This is a genomic window from Lactobacillus sp. Sy-1 (assembly GCF_019303535.1).
GTDB lineage: Bacteria > Bacillota > Bacilli > Lactobacillales > Lactobacillaceae > Nicoliella.
Genome location: NZ_JACCIU010000001.1, coordinates 937,200 through 953,515 on the forward strand (window position 1 = coordinate 937,200; position 16,316 = coordinate 953,515).

Genomic DNA, 16,316 nt, shown 5'->3' on the forward strand with positions numbered 1-16,316 from the left:
AGGCTAGAAGATGGTTCGAATTAATAATCCGATTTTGGCTGCATTGAAAGCCCCCATTAACTAGTCGCTTAGTGGGGGCTTTTTTTGAAAGGAATTTTTCAAATGAATAATAATTACCATGACAATGACGCCATTTTAGATGTTAACGATAAACCCAAGTTACTCCCTTGGATTGGGTTATCTCTACAACATATGTTCTCAATGTTTGGCAGTACGGTAATCGTACCACTACTGGTGGGCTTAAGCCCCAGCATTGCCCTGTTTTCATCCGGGGTGGGAACGTTGCTTCATATTTTGATTACCAAACGGCAAATCCCAGCCTACATGGGGTCTAGCTTTGCGTTCATTGTGCCGATGGCAGCGTTAATGAAGACCACTGGTTACCCTGGAATTGCCCAAGGGGTCGTAACCGTAGGAATTGTGTATCTAATTGTGGCAGCAATCATTGCGATGATTGGCAAGGACTGGGTTGACCACTTACTACCACCAATTGTCGTGGGGCCGATTATCATTGTAATTGGGTTATCGCTTGCGGGAAGCGCTGCTAAGGACGCGATGATGAATAACAACCACTATGATATTAAGTTCTTTATGATTGCCCTTTTGACCCTCTTTTTAGCCGTATTCTTTAATATATATTTGAAGGGATTCTTGGGCTTGATTCCGATCCTCCTCGCAATTGTGTGTGGGTATGGAGTATCAATTCTAGCCGGATTGGTTGATGTGAGCGTAATTGCAAAGGCGCCCTGGTTTGAAATGCCACCGTTTGAAATCCCGTTCGTGAACTATTCGTTCCATTTGAACGTGGGGGCCATCATTGCGATTGCCCCAATTGCGTTCGTAACGATGACGGAACACATTGGACATATTATGGTTTTAGATGAACTGACGCACCGGGACTACTTTAAAAATCCCGGCCTCAACCGGACACTCGCTGGTGATGGAGCGGCCTCAATTGCCGCTGGATTGCTAGGGGGACCAGCAGTTACCAGTTATGGTGAGAACATCGGGGTAATGGCAATTACTAAGGTGCACAGCGTCTACGTTTTAATTGGGGCGGCCATCTTTGCAATCCTCTTTGCGTTCGTTAACAAGTTAAATGTTTTGATTATGCAGATGCCTGCACCCGTCATCGGGGGCATTAGTTTCTTATTATTTGGCACAATTGCAGCTAGTGGAATTAAGTTAATGGTTGAAAAAAAGGTGGACTTAAATAGCAAGCGCAACCTAATGATTTCATCCATTATCTTGGTAATTGGGGTGGGAAACGCCTACCTCCAAATTGGAAATCAATTTCAATTTACTGGCTTAGCATTAGCCACCGTAATCGGAATTTTTCTAAACCTATTCCTACCAAAAGAAAATAAATAATCATCAATGGGCCCGGATAAATGGGCCTTTTTAATTGACCAGAATTGCGGTTATTTTTATATTCCTTTATAATTAAGGCTAATCAACCAAATTTCATAGCGCCTAGGAGGATTATATGAAGTTTATAATTAATATTTTACCGAACCAATTATTAGATGAACCCAATTTAAGTAGTTTTGTGAATAACATAACTAGCCAATACCATTCCAGTGAACTTCAAATTATAATTAAGCAAACTAGTCAGTTGCAGACGGGCTTATTTGAATATATTGACCGCCATGAGCTGCCAATCACGGTAATTGATTCACTCACGGATGTCACACTAGCTGATTCCGGAGATACTTACTGGTTAAATCTACACGTTGACGATGCTCTACTTCCCAATGCGATAATGCAATGGGAAAACACGTTAACCAATCATGCCACGGACTTATTAATGCTAAATTATGTTAATAATGACCAACGAATTTCAGATCAACTCGACCCCATTTTTGAAAATTTAGGCGAGGTCAAGGAAACCACGATTCGTCATATTTTTGAAGTGGATCCAAGGGAATCATTATTTGACCTACCTTTATCAAAAAAACTTGATTTGTTACTAGGACTCCAAAGTTACTACTTAAATGACCGGAATTATCGTTACCGGACGTTCTTTAATAACGTTGACCTAACTGGTCGAAACGTTTTATACCGGGTTAATTCTGAGCGCTTACACAGTGATAAGAACTACCTAGCAAAGTTGCTCTACGATTTAATTGATAATGATGATTTTGTCCGATTGAACATGCCAACCATGGTCCTTAGCGCTAATTCGACTGCCGAACAGGTAAAGCAAGGTTTGTTGTTGATTCAAAACGGCGCCTTCATTTTCGATGAAAAAATTAAAAATTACTACTTAAGTGCATTAGCGAACCGTTTAGCAACTATATATGAATCAGTTCATGCGGATGATCATAGTGAGCCAGATCGAAATCATTGGCTTAAGCTGTTGAACGATGCTGTTAGTGATTTACCAGCAGAAAATCAAGTCCAACTAAAGGCTAGGAAAGCTAAACGGGGCGTTTTAAACTCCGTTAAACAAATATTTTAGGGGGGAAATGAAATTATGAAATTTAGTATCATTACACCTTGTAAGGCTGAGGATTTAGATCGACTAGTTGAGTTAAAAGCTAATTTAGAATCCCAATCCTTTACTAAATTTGAATGGATTATTGCATGTAACGACTTTGATAACCGCTTTCAAGAGGGGAAATTCCCATTACAGATTGTCTCATACGCACCGCAAACAATTGGGGCAGCTAGAAACGCTGCTTTGGACGCTGCAATTGGTGATTACGTTGTTTTCGTTGATGCGGACGACTTTCTATTAAAGGATGCCTTCAAACGCTTGAACCACATGACCCCTCGGAATGATGATACCATTATTGGTTTGAACCACTATAAAACCTATGAAACCCAAGAAGCTTTTCTGAAGGACCTTAAGATCAACCATCGTGAAAAAGACGTTCTTCCTGATTGGGGCGGTCGTAAGAAACGGAAACCAAGAACCAAAAGTTTAAACTTAACTCCCGCTGACTTAAAGCACCTGAATTTAAACAAACGTGCTGCCCACTGGATTACCAATAAATACAATATTTATTCAAAGGAAAATCATTACAATCAACTGGGTGCACAGTTAGTAGTGGCTGGGAAGGCAATTAAGCGTCAGTTTCTACTGGATCACCACCTCCGCTTTAATGCTAATAATGAGTTATATTCTGACATTGAGTTTATGATGGGGGTCTTAAACTTCAGTAAGCGGTTGGTATTAGTTAATAATTACCAATACATTTTGGTCTATCATAACGATCCAATTAACGATCCCTCCAATGCGCAGTTAGCTCGTGATGACCGTTGGCAATTAATGGTCAAATCATGGATTGACGGTTACCAACAACTTACGAATCCTGAATTTAAGCTGGCGTTTTCAGAATACACGGTTCGAAGATTGAACCGGACTCTGTATAAGGCTGTTTTAGATGAACGAGATTCAATGGGGGATGTTGATCAAACGCTCCAGTTAGTTAGTGATTACCTTAACTTAATCGATCAACAAGCTTTAAAGAGCGTTAACATATTAAGTCGCCGGATCATTAATTCGCTAATTGATCGAAACTACGGACTAGCTAAGAAATTGATCGTATCATTGGTGTTCGGTCGAAACGCCCACCGACTCCTAAAACGCAGGGGACGGGGAATCACCAAATTGCTCTACCAAAACGTTTTTACTAAAATGCCAGTTAAATCGAACGTTATTTTTTACGAATCATTTCTGGGTCGGAATTATTCTGATAACCCTAAGTACATCTATGAGTATATTCAAAAGCACTATCCTGGAAAGTATGAACACGTTTGGAGTGCATCCGATCCCCAAGTTCGTGAATCATTAGCAGGTCAAGCTAACACCACCGTCGTGAAGCGGTTCGGATTTAAATACATGTACTATTTAGCAACTTCTAAATACCAGGTATTTAACCTTCGCCAACCCCGCTGGTTCGTTAAACGCCCCGGGACTAAACTATTATCGACTTGGCATGGAACTCCACTAAAGCGGTTAGTGTTTGACATTGATAACGTTGTGAATGCGACCCCAATGTACAAACGGAACTTCTACGAACAATCCCGTCAATGGGATTATTTAATTGCGCCGAACCAATTTTCAGCGGATGTATTTAACCATGCATTTATGTATCCTAAGGATAAGATGATTGATTCTGGGTACCCACGGAACGATATTTTAAATGCTCCTGATCGCGACCAGCGGGCGGTTGAAATTAAAAAACGGCTGGGGATTCCATTAGATAAAAAGGTAATCCTATACGCACCAACCTGGCGGGATGACGAACGGGCTAGTGGAAATGAATATAAGTTCCAATTAAAGTTGAATGTTGCAAAGCTTCGGGAAAACTTCGGGGACGATTATGTAATGATTTTACGGACCCACTACTTCATTACCGATCGAATTGATACTTCTACTTTCGGCGACTTTGTTTTTAATGAATCTAACTATCAAGATGTTTCCGAACTATACTTAGTTTCTGATATTTTGATTACCGATTATTCGAGTGTCTTCTTTGATTACTCAATTTTAAAGCGGCCAATTCTATACTTTGTATATGATTATGATAACTATGCTAAGGTCCTGCATGGCTTTTATTTGGATATGCAAAAGGATTTACCAGGCCCACTGCTTAAAACGAACGATGAAATTGTCGATGCAATTAAGAATATCGACACGATTAAGGCTAAGTATGCGGAACGCTACCAGGAATTCGACCGTCGCTTTGATGCATGGGAAAATGGAAATGCATCCGAAAAAGTTGTGAATGTATTGTTGAACGATTCTGATAAATAAATAATGGAAACGGTTACTTAATTAAAAAAAGTCTCTCAAAAGGCTTGATTTTTTAATTAAATGTTATATAATTTATTTTGTTATGAATTTCACAATGATTGTTGGAATTTAGTATTTACTTCAGTTACTGTTAGTAAATATGTAAGTGCTAATTAGATTAAACATTCACAAATTTAGGATAGGTGATTAAATTATGGCTTCTGGACGTTCTACTCGGACGATTTCAATGACTAGCGCAATTGTGTACTTCGTTATCTCATTGATCATTAATTCAGCAGGAAACGTTTTGACCTTGGTATCAAGTGCTAAGGTTAGTCCATCGTTTTTAGGTTCAGCTTACTGGACCGCTGCTGAAAGTAATTTAGGAAAGGCCCTCTTGGGTCCTGATAACCCAACTGCTTTATTCTGGGCATTCTTTGGATTAGGTTTGATTATTACTTTCTTAAACATGGTATTAGTGGGAAAGTGGAGTTGGAACCGGTTGATTGGAAACATTTGTTTCTTGGGACCTTTCTCACTCTTGATTCAATTATTCTCAAACATCTTTACTAAGGTGTTCCCAGTTGCTCATGGGTTAGGGATGACGATTTTCTACATCTTCCTTAACTTCTTGGGGGTAGCATTCATCGGACTTGCAATTTCAATTTACCAACGGGTTAACATCGCATTGCATCCCGCTGATGATTTAATGCAAATCCTTCGTTTCAAGTTCTGTAACGGTAGTGCTACTAAGGCGATGTGGTTATCTTACATTCCACCTACCATTATGGCATTGATTGCCGCATTAATTACGCCAGGACCATTAATGATCAAGTTTGCTAACTTTGGTCTCGGAACTGTCTTTGCATTCTTATTCCAAGGAAGTATTACTGGAATCTCAGATAAAAAGGTATTTCCATCACTTAAGCACCAAGCAATCGATGTTGGAACTGTCGGTGAATCAGAAGATTAGTTTAATTCAAAAGGAGTTGTCCTAGCCGGGCAACTCCTTTTTACGTGTAGTTTTTAATGGTGGTTTTTAACTTGATATGTTTGACCGGTTGGTGCGGGTGGCTAATTTGATTACTTAGGATTTTAAATGCCTCAATCCCCATTTCCGTAGCTGGTTGCTGGTTAGCGATGATGGGCATCCCAATCAATGACAAGTAAGAATTATCATCGAAGGTACCGACTTGTAGATTGGCCACTTGTTGGGTGGTCAATTGCCTTAAAATGGCCTTTAAAATTGTGTTGTCAGTTGCAAAGATTCCGTCGCAGGCTTGGTTAATCAATAGTTGACTAGCTAGCGGTGCGGCATCCTTACCATCTTGACTGGCATACTTTACGATATCTGAGTCGAAGGGGATGTTATGGTCAACCAGTGCTTTTTGATAGCCAATTAAACGATTAGACTTCTTTTGAAAGAGGTTGTTAGCAATTACCCCAATCCGTTCGGCACCGTTGGCTAACATTTGATTGACAACGTTATAACTTCCGTTAATGTTATCCACTAAGATGCTATTAAAGTGATTGCTTTCCCTAGCATTTACCACCCGATCAATAAAAACGACTGGAAGGGATCCAATCAACTGGTGATAATTTTGAATCTTCCCGGTACTTGCGATAATGATTCCCGCCACCATTTGGTTCCGCATCGCCTTTACCGCTTGGATTTCACGATGGGGTTGCTCGTTGGTGGTGGCAATAATTAGTTGATAGTGTTGATTAGCTGCACAACTTTGGATGGCATCTAAAATTCGTGAAAAAAATTGGTTTTCGAATGCAGGGATGATAATTCCAATTAATCGACTTTGGTGGGTGGCAATACTGCGGGCCACTAAGTTGGGATGGTAATGATTATCTTTTGCAACTTTTTTAACGAGCGCGCGGGTGGTTTCTGAAATTTTGGAATCATTATTTAAGGCCCGTGAAATAGTGGACTTGGCAAGCCCAGTTAAGTTTGCAATATCTTGAATTGTGATGCGCTTATCCATTTGGATTCCCCCTGCTTAATTTTGCTATTATATATATTAGCATACCTCAATATCTGTTTGCCTTTTAATTAAAATTTGATTATCATTAATATTAAATATATACGATCATGTAAAATGGCTGATAGTCGATTTTTTAGATTAATGGGGAGCGAAACGCTCCACTTCTTAAACTACCTTGAGCATGATGGAAATGAGGAATCTAGATGGAATGGCAAGAATTAACTGTAAAGACTAATAATGAGTCAATCGAAGCCATTAATAATATGTTGATGGAAGCTGGCGCGAGTGGAATTCAGGTTGATGATCACAGTGCAGTAGTTGTAATCAACGCTTATTTTAATGAGCGAGTCAAAATCAACGAATTAATTCCGGAGCTACAAGTGCGGATTGATCAGTTAGCTGACTTCGGGCTCGATCCTAGTCCAGCTGAAATTAGTTTAAAGCCGGTTAACGATGACTCATGGGCATTAACATGGGAAAAATACTACCATCCGACTAGGTTGACCCGCTTTTTGACAGTGGTGCCAGATTGGGAAGAATACCAGCCCACTAGTCAAAACGAGTTAATTATTAAATTAAATCCCGGTCGCGCATTTGGAACTGGTACCCACCCAACAACGATTTTGACCCTTCAGGGGTTGGAAACCGTGATTCGGGGCGGTGAATCGATGCTAGACGTCGGAACTGGTTCAGGGGTGTTAAGCATTGCCGCTAAATTAATGGGTGTCGAGCACATCAAAGCGTTCGATTTAGATGAAGTTGCTGTCAGTTCAGCATTAGAAAACATCAATTTAAACCCAGTTGCTAAGGACGTTGAAGTTAGTGCCAATGACATGTTGAATGGAATTGATGACGTGGTCGATATCATTGCTGCTAACATGCTTAGCGATGTAATTCAGCCGTTAATTCCCCAGGCGTTTAACTGCTTAAAACCGGGTGGTAAAATGGTGATTTCTGGAATTATTAACGATAAGTTCGACCTAATTATTGATACTTTAGTTCAAAATGGGTTTACAATTAGTGAAACGCTGGCAATGGATGATTGGCGCGGCATCATTGCCACTAGAAGATTAGAAGAGGATTAATGCCATGCAACACTATTTTTTAAATCAATCAATTCAAATTGGACAAACGATTGGCTTACCAGCCGCTGTTCAAAAACATTGGCTACGGGTAATGCGAGCAAGCGTTGGGAACCGGGCAGAGTTTGTTGATAATGCTGAACATGTTTTTATTGGTGAATTAGTGCAGTCGGATGCCCAGCCACAGATTAAAATTATTGACCAAAAGCAATTGAATGCGGAGTTACCATTTTCAGTTACAATTGCGTGTGGAGTGGCCAAGAATGATAAGGCTGATTGGATGGTTCGAAAGGCAACTGAAATGGGGGTTGATCGGGTCATTTTCTTTGCTGGTGATTGGTCAATTGCGAAATGGCAGCCGAACCGGGTTGGTAAAAAGATCGACCGATTATCAACGATTGCGCTAAGTGCAGCTGAACAGTCACATCGCAATAAGGTGCCGACAATTGAATACCAAGCTAAATTAGCGTTAATTATTGCTGGTGATTATCAGCAAAAAATCGTGGCCTATGAAGAATCCGCTAAGGCCGGCGAAGAATCGATGTTACACCAAACGGTAGCCCAGATGCATCCCAACGATTCAATTCTGGCGGTTTTTGGCCCGGAAGGTGGAATTTCACCACAAGAAATTGAGTTGATGGAAAGTAAGGGCGTTAAAAAAGCGGGATTAGGACCTAGAATCCTAAGAACTGAAACGGCACCACTGTACTTATTGGCAGCCATTTCAGCATTTTCTGAATTAAGTTAAGGGGGGATTTAAATGTCGCAATTTAAAGTTTTGGAATCAAACGATGTGATTAAGAAGGTTGATACTTACATGCAACCAGAAGACGTTGCACTAGTTAAAAAGGCCCTTAAATTTGCCACCATTGCGCATTCTGGCCAAAAGCGGCAATCGGGAGAGGAATACATTGTCCATCCGGTTCAAGTTGCCGGAATTCTAGCCGATCTAAAGATGGATGCCGAAACGGTTAGCGCTGGTTTCTTACACGACGTGGTTGAAGATACTGGGGCTGAACTAAGTGACATTCAGGAACTATTTGGCAGTGACATTGCTTTAATCGTTGATGGAGTTACTAAGTTAAGTAAGATCAAGTATAAATCACACCGTGAACAGTTGGCGGAAAACCATCGGAAGTTACTGCTCGCAATGTGTAAGGATATTCGGGTGATGATTGTTAAACTAGCTGATCGCTTGCACAATATGCGAACGTTAAACCATTTAAATCCGGAAAAACAACGGCGGATTGCTGATGAAACAATTGAAATTTACGCCCCCCTTGCTGACCGGCTCGGGATTGGAACAATTAAATGGGAGCTAGAGGACCTATCCCTCCGCTACATTAATCCGGGCCAGTACTACCAAATTGTTAACTCAATGAATTCGAAACGTAAGCAACGGGTTGATTATATTAACGAAGCGTTAGCAGAAGTAAAGGACTCACTGAAGGGAATGGACATTCAGGTCGATGAAATTTATGGGCGGCCAAAGCATCTCTACTCGATTTACAAAAAAATGCACAATAAGCATAAAAAATTTGAGGAAATCTATGACCTCTTTGCGATTCGGGTAATTGTGGAGTCAGTGAAGGATTGTTATGCTGTTTTAGGGGCCGTGCATACTAAGTGGAAGCCAATGCCAGGCCGGTTCAAGGACTACATTGCAATGCCTAAGGCGAATATGTACCAATCCCTGCATACGACTCTAATTGGACCTGAAGGGAAACTATTGGAAATCCAGATTCGGACGGCCGAAATGCATCGGGTTGCTGAATACGGGGTTGCTGCTCACTGGGCCTACAAAGAAGGAATTAAGAGTGAGGTTAAGAGCAGCACCGATAATACCAAGTTGAATTGGTTCAAAAAGATCATCGAACTCCAAGAAGACACTGATGATGCCTCTGACTTCATGCAAAGCGTTAAGGGTGAATTATTCGGTGATCACGTTTATGCATTTACTCCTAACGGGGATGTTTTGGAACTACCAAAGGGTGCCGGACCATTAGACATGGCTTATACGATCCATACTGATATTGGGAACCACACCACGGGTGCACGGGTAAACGGTAAAATTGTGCCCCTAGACTATCGCATCAAAAATAGCGATTTAGTGGAAATTATGACTTCACCAGCTTCGACTGGGCCCAGTCGGGATTGGATTAAACTGGTGTCTACCAGTAAGGCGCGGCATAAGATCAAGCAGTACTTCCGGAAACGCGATCACGATAAGATGGTTGAATCTGGTCGTGAAATGCTTGCTTCTGGAATTAAGGAAGCCGGCTTTAACGTTAATGAGGTGCTAGAAGAATCTAACGTGGCGAAGTCTGCAAAACGCCTGGACTACAAGACCACTTCTGATTTGTACGCAGCGGTTGGGTTTGGTGACCTTCAGGTAAATACGATTGTTCACCGGCTCACTAGCCACATCCGGCAAGCCCAGGAGTTAGAACGGCAAGAAGCTGAACAACGGGGCATCTTAGAGGAACACCAAACAATCCAAAATGACGATAAAAAACCCAAGAAAAAAACAACCTCCATTGACGGGGTCGTGGTAGAAGGGGTTTCGAACCTATTAGTGCGGTTAAGCCATTGTTGTGCCCCGATTCCAGGTGATGATATTGTTGGCTACATTACCCAAGGAAATGGAATTTCAGTCCATCGTGTGGATTGTCCAAATGTAAAAAAGGCCATGCAAACTGGTGAACGGTTAATTAACGTCCATTGGGCCGATGAGTTGAACCAACGGGAGGAATACATCACGAACCTCTCCATTCAGGGATACAATCGAAATGGATTATTAAATGATATCATTAAGTCAGTTAACAGCATTTCTAAACATCTAACTTCCGTTCAGGGAAAGATTCATGATGAAAAGAACGTTACCGTTTCAATTGGGGTGGGGGTTAAGAACCTCAACCAATTGAACCTAATTATTGATCACATTAAAAACATTTCAGATGTTTACGTGGTTAAGCGACCATTCAAGTAGCTTTTATTTAGAGGGGGATTTTCATGAGAGTTGTTTTACAACGGGTAACTAAGGGACGGGTTTCAATTGACGGAGCAGTTCACGGTGAAATTGGGACCGGGTTCGTACTATTAGTAGGGGTTTCTGATTCAGATACAGAAACAGAAGTGGAATACCTTGCTAATAAGATTGCTAAAATTCGGCTGTTTGCAGATGAAGCTGGGAAGATGAACTTAAACCTGGCCGCTGTTAACGGGTCAATTTTATCGATTTCTCAATTTACCCTCTATGCCAACACTGCCAAGGGCAACCGGCCATCATTCTTTGATGCCGGGAAACCAGAACATGCTAACCAGGTTTATCAACAGTTTAACGCTAAGTTAGTTAGCCTAGGTTTTGACGTTCAAACCGGGGTATTTGGCGCGGATATGCAGGTTGAAATTGATAATGATGGTCCGGTAACCATATTATTTGATACTGATAATAAGTAGGGGGAATGGATTTGCGAAGCTTATTTTGGGATTTTGATGGGACCCTTTTTGATACCTATCCAATGATGGTGGCTGCCTTTGACCAAACCCTTCAACAATTAGGAATCGATGAAATTGAAATGGATGATAACGCCTACTATGAAGAAATGCGGCGACATTCTGCAGGAAGTGCCATTAATCGGTTTGCGGCTGAGTTCAACCTTTCGCAATCTGCAATTTTGCCTCCGTTCAAGAAGCGCCAGGATCACCTAGTGGTAAATAGTAAGCCGTTTTCAGGAGCAGTGGAAATTCTAAAGTGGAACGTTGATCATGGCGGCCAAAATTTCCTGCTAACTCATCGGGATCAAATTTCACTGGCGATGCTGGAGCGGGTTGGCATCAAAAAATTGTTCACTGATTTCGTCACCAGTGAACAATCATTTCCGCGGAAACCGAATCCGGATTCTTTGAACTATTTAATTGATAAATACTCAGTTGACCGTAGTCACGCTGCAATGATTGGCGATCGGAAACTAGATATTGATGCGGGCCATAATGCTAACATCGACGGATTCTTATTTGATCCAGATGGCATTATTCATTCCACTGGTAATCCAGAGGTTAAGGTAGCTGCATTATCTGAACTAATGCCAGCTTTAAAACGGCTTTAGACAATTGTCAAATCCGGCTCCGTATGTTTCACCAAATAGGACTAGATGAAATAATAAGTAATATGCTCGATACCAAGGAAGGCGTTCTTCAACGCCTTTTTTTAGTGGATACACTGAATTATAACCGGCGTAGAAATCCTGGTTAAAACCACCAAAGACGGTTGTAACCCCAATATCGAATTCACGATCACCATAGTAAACATCTGGGTCAATTAAATATGGTTGACCACCGGAAAAAGTGAAATTACCAGACCACAAATCGCCGTGCAGTAGGCTGGGGATGGTCGGATGCTTTGCGAAGTAAGTGTTAATTTGTTCGATCATTGCATTAAAGTGTTGTTCGCGAAATGAGTTCCAACGGCCCTTTTGCTTAGCAACGTTAGCAAGTGGCAATAGGCGTTGATTAACGTAAAATGTTTGCCAATCTGATTGCCAGTGATTGTTTTTGGGAACCCGACCTGCCATGAAATCATGGTCTAAACCAAATTGATTAGCATGGATTTGATGGACCTTAGCCACCATTTGACCAAGTTCAAACTGGCTGCCACTACTTTGTTCGATCCACTTTAAAATTAAAAAGCCATCCCCGTTAATTTCACCAAAATCTACTATGGTTGGAACGTTAGCGGCTTGCCCCAATAATTTAATTCCCTCCACTTCATGTGCAAAGAACTCAGCGCCGCGGTTGGGTTGGACCTTCATAAAGAACTTGGTTTGACCATCTGAAATTGCAAATGATTCATTGATATCACCACCACTGACTGGTTGGTAGGATTGAACATTTTTGATTGGCAGTTGGGCGAGCCAATTCGAAGTAAGTTTAAACATTTTAAACACCATCCTTTTATAAAACGTATCTTTAATTATAGTCGATTTTAAATTCGAGGTGAATTACCTTGACTTTTGAACCTAATTCGATTAATCTTAACTTGAATTAAAAATTAGACCGGTGAAAAAGAAGAGTACGTTTTGGTGATGCTTAGAGAGCATTTGATGGGTGGAAAAATGCCATCATTAAAACGGAAGGACACTTTAGAGGTTAATAGCTTAGCTATTCGTTGCATAGACGTTACCTATTAGCAATAAAAAAGGTGGTACCGCGCTCTTTGCGCCCTTGTCAATTATTTTGACAGGGGCTTTTTTTATTGGCCTGATTGATTATTGTAGGAGGACTCCGTATGAGATACCAAAAACCAAAAGGAACTGCGGACATTTTACCAGGGGAATCACAAAAATGGCAATTCATTGAAGATACTGCTCGGATGCTGTTTGCTGATTATCGTTACCAGGAAATTAGAACGCCCATGTTTGAAAGCTACGAAGTATTCTCTAGAACTTCCGGGGATACTTCAGATATTGTTACCAAGGAAATGTATGATTTTAAGGATAAGGGTGATCGTCACATTACTCTGCGTCCAGAAGGAACTGCCGGGGTAGTTAGGGCGTTCATTGAAAATAAATTATATGGACCCGAACACCAAAAACCAGTCAAGGTCTTTTACATGGGACCAATGTTTCGTTATGAACGGCCTCAATCAGGTCGGCAACGCCAATTTAATCAAATCGGGGTCGAAGCATTTGGCAGTGATTCGCCTAGCCTAGATGCCGAAGTAATTGCAATGGCGCTAGACCTCCTAAATCATTTTGGAATCAGTGACTTGAAGGTGGCTCTAAACACCTTAGGGGATACTGAAAGTCGGGATGCCTATCGGAAAGCCTTAATTGATTACTTAGAACCTCACTTTGATGAACTAAGCGATGATTCTAAACAGCGACTTCACAAAAACCCGCTTAGGGTTCTTGATAGTAAGGATGCCAATGATCAAAAGCTGGTGGCTGATGCGCCACGGATTTTAGATTACCTAACGCCAACTTCCCAAGAACACTTTGATAAGGTCAAGACTTTGTTGGACAGCTTAGGAATCAAGTATGAAGTTGATACTGAAATCGTGCGGGGCCTTGACTACTATAACCATACGATTTTTGAAATTATGGCAAATTCCAAGGCACTAGGGAGTGGTTACACTACCATTTGTGCTGGAGGCCGTTACAACGGACTGGTCGAAGAACTTGGTGGTCCTGAAGTTTCCGGAATCGGATTTGGTTTAGGTTTGGAGAGGCTCTTGCTATTAATGGAATCAGAAGGGGTTCAGTTCCCAGATTTGAATCAATTGGATGCTTACGTAGTGGGGATCGGGGATGATACCGATGTAGCTTCCCTTCAAGTTGTTCAAGCGCTCCGTGCGGATGGCTTTTCAGTAGACCGCGACTACTTGGACCGTAAGCCCAAGGCACAGTTTAAGTCTGCCGATAAATTGGGAGCTGAATATACGCTAACCATTGGGGATCAAGAATTAGCTGACCATACAATTCACGTCAAGCAAATGCAAACTGGTAAAGAAGAAACGATTCCAGTTGATGACGTTAAGAACGACTTTGGCAAAGTGATTGATAAGCATTTTAATTAAAATAGGATGGTGGAAAAGTAATGAAAGACAGAACTACTTATGCTGGACTAGTAAATGAAGACTTATTAGGCCAAAAGGTAATTTTAGATGGATGGGTTCAAAAGCGACGGGACCTTGGAAAGTTAATTTTTATTGATTTAAGAGACCGTGAAGGAATCGTTCAATTAGTGTTTAGTGAAGATAATAGTAAGGAAGCTTTATCCGTTGCTGAAGACCTCAGAAGCGAATACGTAATTCAAGTTGAAGGGACCGTAGTAGCGCGTTCTGAAAATGAAATTAACCCTGATATGAAGACTGGAAAAGTGGAAGTTGAAGTTAGTTCAGTAACACTATTGAATAAGGCTAAGACCCCTCCATTTTACATTCAAGATGACATTAACGTGTCTGAAGAACTAAAGTTGAAGTATCGTTATTTAGATCTTAGAAGACCAGAAATGTTAAAGGGAATGTTGGTTCGGAACCGGATTTTACAATCCGTTCATAGCTACTTTGATAGCCAAGACTTCTTAAACATTGAAACCCCAGACCTTACGATTTCAACGCCAGAAGGGGCGCGGGACTACCTTGTCCCTTCCCGAGTTCATAAGGGATCATTTTACGCCCTTCCACAATCACCACAATTATTTAAGCAATTGTTGATGGGGGCTGGAATGGATAAGTATTACCAAATCGCTCGTTGTTTTCGGGATGAAGATTTACGTGGTGATCGCCAACCAGAATTTACCCAAATTGATATGGAAACTTCATTCCAATCAGCTGAAGAAATCCAAGCCATTACCGAAGGGTTGATTAAGAAGGTAATGAAGGATACTTTAGATATCGATGTTAAGACACCATTTAAACGGATTACTTGGCAAGAATCAATGGATCGCTTTGGAACTGACCAACCAGACGTTCGGTTTGGAATGGAATTAAAGGATCTTTCAGATGTTGTTAAGGATTCTGAATTCAAGGTCTTTACAAACGTGGTTGCAAATGGCGATCAAGTAAAGGCAATCGCCGTTCCCGGTGGTGCTGACGCATATTCAAGAAAGGATATTGACAAGTACACGGACTACGTAAAACGATTCGGTGCCCAAGGATTAGCATGGCTAAAGGTTACTGACGATGGCTTTAGCGGTCCAATTGCTAAGTTCTTTAAGGATGAAACAATCTTTAAGCAAATCCTAGCAGCAACCGGCGCAAAGCCTGGTGATTTACTACTATTTGCTGCTGATAGAAGCAAGGTGGTTGCAGATACCTTAGGCTATCTAAGAACTGCAATTGCTGAAGAACAAAACATGATTCCAAAGGACGTCTTTGACTACCTCTGGGTTGTTGACTGGCCACTCTTTGAATACGATGAAGGAATCAACCGTTGGGTTCCTGCTCACCACCCATTCACAATGCCAAATGAAGGGGATGAACACTACCTAAACGAAGGTGAAGATCCTCACAAAGCCCACGCCCAAAGTTACGATATTATCCTAAACGGGCTCGAATTAGGTGGTGGTTCAATCCGGATTCACACCCGTGAGCTACAAGAAAAAATGCTAGCTGCCCTGGGCTTTAGTAAGGAACGAGCTCAAGCACGGTTTGGCTACTTCTTAGATGCGCTTGAATATGGTTTTCCACCTCATGGTGGGTTAGCAATCGGATTAGACCGGTTTACTAGATTGTTAGCTCAACGGGGTAACATTCGTGACGTAATTGCGTTCCCTAAGAACTCTAAGGCTGTTGAGCCATTGACTGGCGCTCCGGCTGAAGTGGCACCAAAGCAACTCCTTGACCTTGGAATTGAAGTTACTGAACACGATGATAACGATTCTAGAGAATAATTGAATTAAGCTAAAAGGGGAGAATCATTGATTCTTCCCTTTTTAGTGTTTTAAATTTATTTTTTGGTGGTATACTTATTGCATGTTTTTATAAGGAGGGAC

General features: G+C 41.3%; 13 protein-coding genes and 1 other annotated feature. Of the genes, 11 read left to right on the top strand and 2 right to left on the bottom strand.

Going from position 1 to position 16,316, the window contains the following annotated elements:
* Positions 1-102 precede the first annotated feature (102 nt).
* The 4 genes from HZL42_RS03930 to HZL42_RS03945 all read left to right on the top strand — a co-directional run bounded on the left by HZL42_RS03930 (position 103) and on the right by HZL42_RS03945 (position 5,717).
* Positions 103-1,371: a solute carrier family 23 protein gene (locus tag HZL42_RS03930; RefSeq protein ID WP_219282854.1), complete on the top strand. Its 1,269-nt coding sequence runs from the start codon at positions 103-105 to the stop codon at positions 1,369-1,371.
* A gap of 115 nt (positions 1,372-1,486) precedes the next feature.
* Positions 1,487-2,461 (top strand): hypothetical protein, encoded by a 975-nt coding sequence (locus HZL42_RS03935; RefSeq protein WP_219054369.1) that lies wholly within the window; start codon positions 1,487-1,489, stop codon positions 2,459-2,461.
* Between the two features lie 15 nt (positions 2,462-2,476).
* Complete coding sequence (locus tag HZL42_RS03940) at positions 2,477-4,765, top strand: bifunctional glycosyltransferase family 2 protein/CDP-glycerol:glycerophosphate glycerophosphotransferase (protein WP_219054370.1); 2,289 nt, start codon at positions 2,477-2,479, stop codon at positions 4,763-4,765.
* A gap of 193 nt (positions 4,766-4,958) precedes the next feature.
* Positions 4,959-5,717 (top strand): fructose permease, encoded by a 759-nt coding sequence (locus HZL42_RS03945; RefSeq protein WP_219054371.1) that lies wholly within the window; start codon positions 4,959-4,961, stop codon positions 5,715-5,717.
* A gap of 40 nt (positions 5,718-5,757) precedes the next feature.
* Here HZL42_RS03945 and HZL42_RS03950 read toward each other — a convergent pair whose 3' ends face one another.
* Positions 5,758-6,738, bottom strand: a complete 981-nt coding sequence (locus HZL42_RS03950; RefSeq protein ID WP_219054372.1) for a LacI family DNA-binding transcriptional regulator — start codon at positions 6,736-6,738, stop codon at positions 5,758-5,760.
* A 203-nt stretch (positions 6,739-6,941) separates the two neighbouring features.
* Between HZL42_RS03950 and prmA the strand changes: the two genes are divergently transcribed.
* From prmA to HZL42_RS03975, 5 genes are read left to right on the top strand one after another with little or no spacing between them, the layout of a single operon-like run.
* A complete protein-coding gene (gene prmA / locus HZL42_RS03955; RefSeq protein WP_219054373.1) occupies positions 6,942-7,823 on the top strand; it encodes a 50S ribosomal protein L11 methyltransferase in 882 nt (293 codons plus the stop codon).
* 4 nt (positions 7,824-7,827) lie between these two features.
* Entirely contained in the window at positions 7,828-8,568 is a 741-nt protein-coding gene (locus HZL42_RS03960; RefSeq protein ID WP_219054374.1) for a 16S rRNA (uracil(1498)-N(3))-methyltransferase, read from the top strand.
* 12 nt (positions 8,569-8,580) lie between these two features.
* On the top strand, positions 8,581-10,809 hold the full coding sequence (locus tag HZL42_RS03965; protein WP_219054375.1) for a bifunctional (p)ppGpp synthetase/guanosine-3',5'-bis(diphosphate) 3'-pyrophosphohydrolase: 2,229 nt from the start codon (positions 8,581-8,583) through the stop codon (positions 10,807-10,809).
* A gap of 23 nt (positions 10,810-10,832) precedes the next feature.
* Positions 10,833-11,279, top strand: coding sequence for a D-aminoacyl-tRNA deacylase (gene dtd / locus HZL42_RS03970; RefSeq protein WP_219054376.1), 447 nt, complete (start codon positions 10,833-10,835; stop codon positions 11,277-11,279).
* An 11-nt stretch (positions 11,280-11,290) separates the two neighbouring features.
* Positions 11,291-11,929: an HAD-IA family hydrolase gene (locus HZL42_RS03975; RefSeq protein WP_255552557.1), complete on the top strand. Its 639-nt coding sequence runs from the start codon at positions 11,291-11,293 to the stop codon at positions 11,927-11,929.
* Here the strand turns inward: HZL42_RS03975 and HZL42_RS03980 are convergent.
* The gene (locus tag HZL42_RS03980) at positions 11,915-12,757 is read right to left on the bottom strand and encodes a fructosamine kinase family protein (protein ID WP_219054378.1); all 843 of its coding nucleotides are present in this window, start codon (positions 12,755-12,757) and stop codon (positions 11,915-11,917) included. The genes HZL42_RS03975 and HZL42_RS03980 overlap by 15 nt on opposite strands.
* Before the next feature lie 112 nt (positions 12,758-12,869).
* Positions 12,870-13,048 (top strand) — a binding site (T-box leader).
* Positions 13,049-13,107: 59 nt separating this feature from the next.
* Here HZL42_RS03980 and hisS point away from each other — a divergent pair.
* A complete protein-coding gene (gene hisS / locus HZL42_RS03985) occupies positions 13,108-14,397 on the top strand; it encodes a histidine--tRNA ligase (RefSeq protein ID WP_219054379.1) in 1,290 nt (429 codons plus the stop codon).
* 20 nt (positions 14,398-14,417) lie between these two features.
* Positions 14,418-16,214 (top strand): aspartate--tRNA ligase, encoded by a 1,797-nt coding sequence (aspS, locus tag HZL42_RS03990; RefSeq protein ID WP_219054380.1) that lies wholly within the window; start codon positions 14,418-14,420, stop codon positions 16,212-16,214.
* Positions 16,215-16,316 lie beyond the last annotated feature (102 nt).

Excerpts from the sequence above, each read along its gene's own strand:
- HZL42_RS03930 (WP_219282854.1), top strand. The coding sequence starts at position 103 with ATGAATAATAATTACCATGACAATGACGCCATTTTAGATGTTAACGAT.
- HZL42_RS03935 (WP_219054369.1), top strand. The coding sequence starts at position 1,487 with ATGAAGTTTATAATTAATATTTTACCGAACCAATTATTAGATGAACCC.
- HZL42_RS03940 (WP_219054370.1), top strand. The coding sequence starts at position 2,477 with ATGAAATTTAGTATCATTACACCTTGTAAGGCTGAGGATTTAGATCGA.
- HZL42_RS03945 (WP_219054371.1), top strand. The coding sequence starts at position 4,959 with ATGGCTTCTGGACGTTCTACTCGGACGATTTCAATGACTAGCGCAATT.
- HZL42_RS03950 (WP_219054372.1), bottom strand. The coding sequence starts at position 6,738 with ATGGATAAGCGCATCACAATTCAAGATATTGCAAACTTAACTGGGCTT.
- prmA (WP_219054373.1), top strand. The coding sequence starts at position 6,942 with ATGGAATGGCAAGAATTAACTGTAAAGACTAATAATGAGTCAATCGAA.
- HZL42_RS03960 (WP_219054374.1), top strand. The coding sequence starts at position 7,828 with ATGCAACACTATTTTTTAAATCAATCAATTCAAATTGGACAAACGATT.
- HZL42_RS03965 (WP_219054375.1), top strand. The coding sequence starts at position 8,581 with ATGTCGCAATTTAAAGTTTTGGAATCAAACGATGTGATTAAGAAGGTT.
- dtd (WP_219054376.1), top strand. The coding sequence starts at position 10,833 with ATGAGAGTTGTTTTACAACGGGTAACTAAGGGACGGGTTTCAATTGAC.
- HZL42_RS03980 (WP_219054378.1), bottom strand. The coding sequence starts at position 12,757 with ATGTTTAAACTTACTTCGAATTGGCTCGCCCAACTGCCAATCAAAAAT.
- hisS (WP_219054379.1), top strand. The coding sequence starts at position 13,108 with ATGAGATACCAAAAACCAAAAGGAACTGCGGACATTTTACCAGGGGAA.
- aspS (WP_219054380.1), top strand. The coding sequence starts at position 14,418 with ATGAAAGACAGAACTACTTATGCTGGACTAGTAAATGAAGACTTATTA.